The organism is Parathalassolituus penaei (assembly GCF_026626885.1).
In the GTDB taxonomy this organism is placed as follows: domain Bacteria; phylum Pseudomonadota; class Gammaproteobacteria; order Pseudomonadales; family Oceanobacteraceae; genus Oceanobacter; species Oceanobacter penaei.
The window spans coordinates 1-1,702 of the sequence record NZ_JAPNOA010000050.1 but is presented as its reverse complement, the minus strand read 5'-3'; the positions used below and the strand labels follow the sequence as shown (position 1 = coordinate 1,702).

Below are 1,702 nucleotides of genomic sequence, written 5' to 3'. Positions count from 1 at the left end.
AGGATTACATTGATGGCTTCTACAACCGATCACGCCTGCACTCTGGTCTGGGTTATCTCAGTCCACTAGAGTATGAGGCGAAGAATGGATAATACGAATGTGTCCGCAAAAGCGGGGCAAGATCAGCAGCGTGACCCGATCCTTTCCACCCTTGCCATCGTGAACCGTCAAGGACCCAGCGTCGAAGTTGATATCCTTGACTCGAAGCCTCAAGCATTCAGTGATTCGCAACCCGGAGCCATAGAGCAGTGCAAATAACAGACGGTTACGGCCGTCCAGTTGATTAAAAATAGCCTGAACTTCGGAGCGATTCAAAACGACAGGAAGACGCCTGGGTTTATTCGCTCGATTGAAATCCAGCTCGCCTAATGGACGCTGGATAAACTTGTCATACAAAAATACCAGAGCATTCAAGGCAACTCGTTGTGTATTCGATGACACGTGCTGGTCTGATGCCAGGTGATCAAGAAAACCCATGACCTCAACAGGCCCCATTACATTCGGATGTTGGCGTTGATGAAAGCGTATGTAGGCCTTGATCCAGTAAAGGTAAGTTTTTTCTGTCCTGAGGCTGTATCCATTCAGCCGCATGAAGCGAGAAATCTGGTTCAAAAACGGACTTTTACCCATGGTTCTACTCCTCCTGAAAGAACTGTACGTATGAACAGTATAATCGTGCTTGAGAAAAAATCCATGCTCGTATTTCCAGAGTGGTTGCGCGTTTTTCCGGATGCTGTTAGCGTAAGTCCATGAAGTTCAATGGTTTTGCGTCTTGTGCGTAAAATTAATGCGCACGTTAAACCAGAAAAACGCGCATACTCGTTTTTCCAGGAAGGATGGCTTGATGAAAATGGAAATTATCAATCAATTCAAATACCTATCATCCTTTTGCAACAAAACACGCCACCAGAAAAACGCGCATGCGCATGAATAAACTGTTAGGCTAATGAAATGATTCCAGTAGGATACATGTACAAAGAAGTCTGTGAAAAACCGGACTGGCTAAAAGCCGAGAATATTAAAGATATATATTCGGTTAGTGGCTGTGTATCTGAAGACTTTGACGATTGGATCAATGAATGGAAACATAATGGATATTGGTTGTTCGATTCTCCCGAAATAATGGAATCAATAGCAAAAGAGAAGGATATCGATTTAGCAAAGATGAAACTTTTCTTTTACAAAGCTTCAGAACAACAATGGGATCAAGATGAAAAGGCATGGGAAGACTACCAGCCAGAAAAGTCATTCAAAACTGAAGTCAAATTACCAAAAAAAACAAAACTAGAAGGCTTTGATGTCGTTTCTTTTTTTGCAAATACATCTTGTGAATGCTCACCATTGTCTTGCAATCATTTGTCTGAGACTATCAAAACCAATGAACATTGTCTCTTCAACACATACGAAGAGGCTATTAATTTAATTAATTCAGGTGAGTTAAAGGACTGTGAGCCTGGTCCTTATCGCATTTTCGAGGTTCATAGTGTTGTACTCGCCTAACAAGCGCAGGCAATCGGACAGTCAAAACTGTCACGCCTTTTGTTCCAAAAGCCGCGCCAATTTTGCCTGCCGTTGCTGCGGGCGTTGAAGCTGTAGAAAAACCTCTCTCAACCGCCTTTCTGCGGTAAAATTCCTGGCAGCAGCGAGGAAGCGATATGCCAAGGTACAAGCATTACGATTACAACCAGACGTCGATGGTGGT

3 protein-coding genes are annotated in these 1,702 nt (G+C 43.3%); 2 read left to right on the top strand and 1 reads right to left on the bottom strand.

What is annotated here, in order from left to right; genetic code table 11:
- Window positions 1-8 precede the first annotated feature (8 nt).
- Entirely contained in the window at window positions 9-92 is an 84-nt protein-coding gene (locus tag OUO13_RS20085) for a hypothetical protein (protein ID WP_428982302.1), read from the top strand.
- Here the strand turns inward: OUO13_RS20085 and OUO13_RS14340 are convergent.
- Window positions 58-630: a phage integrase N-terminal SAM-like domain-containing protein gene (locus tag OUO13_RS14340; RefSeq protein ID WP_283174591.1), complete on the bottom strand. Its 573-nt coding sequence runs from the start codon at window positions 628-630 to the stop codon at window positions 58-60. The two genes, OUO13_RS20085 and OUO13_RS14340, sit on opposite strands and share 35 nt — an antisense overlap.
- A gap of 339 nt (window positions 631-969) precedes the next feature.
- Between OUO13_RS14340 and OUO13_RS14335 the strand changes: the two genes are divergently transcribed.
- Window positions 970-1,500 carry a hypothetical protein gene (locus OUO13_RS14335; protein ID WP_283174590.1) on the top strand — a complete coding sequence of 177 codons (531 nt, stop codon included), beginning with the start codon at window positions 970-972 and terminating at the stop codon, window positions 1,498-1,500.
- Window positions 1,501-1,702 lie beyond the last annotated feature (202 nt).

Excerpts from the sequence above, each read along its gene's own strand:
- OUO13_RS14340 (WP_283174591.1), bottom strand. The coding sequence starts at position 630 with ATGGGTAAAAGTCCGTTTTTGAACCAGATTTCTCGCTTCATGCGGCTG.
- OUO13_RS14335 (WP_283174590.1), top strand. The coding sequence starts at position 970 with ATGTACAAAGAAGTCTGTGAAAAACCGGACTGGCTAAAAGCCGAGAAT.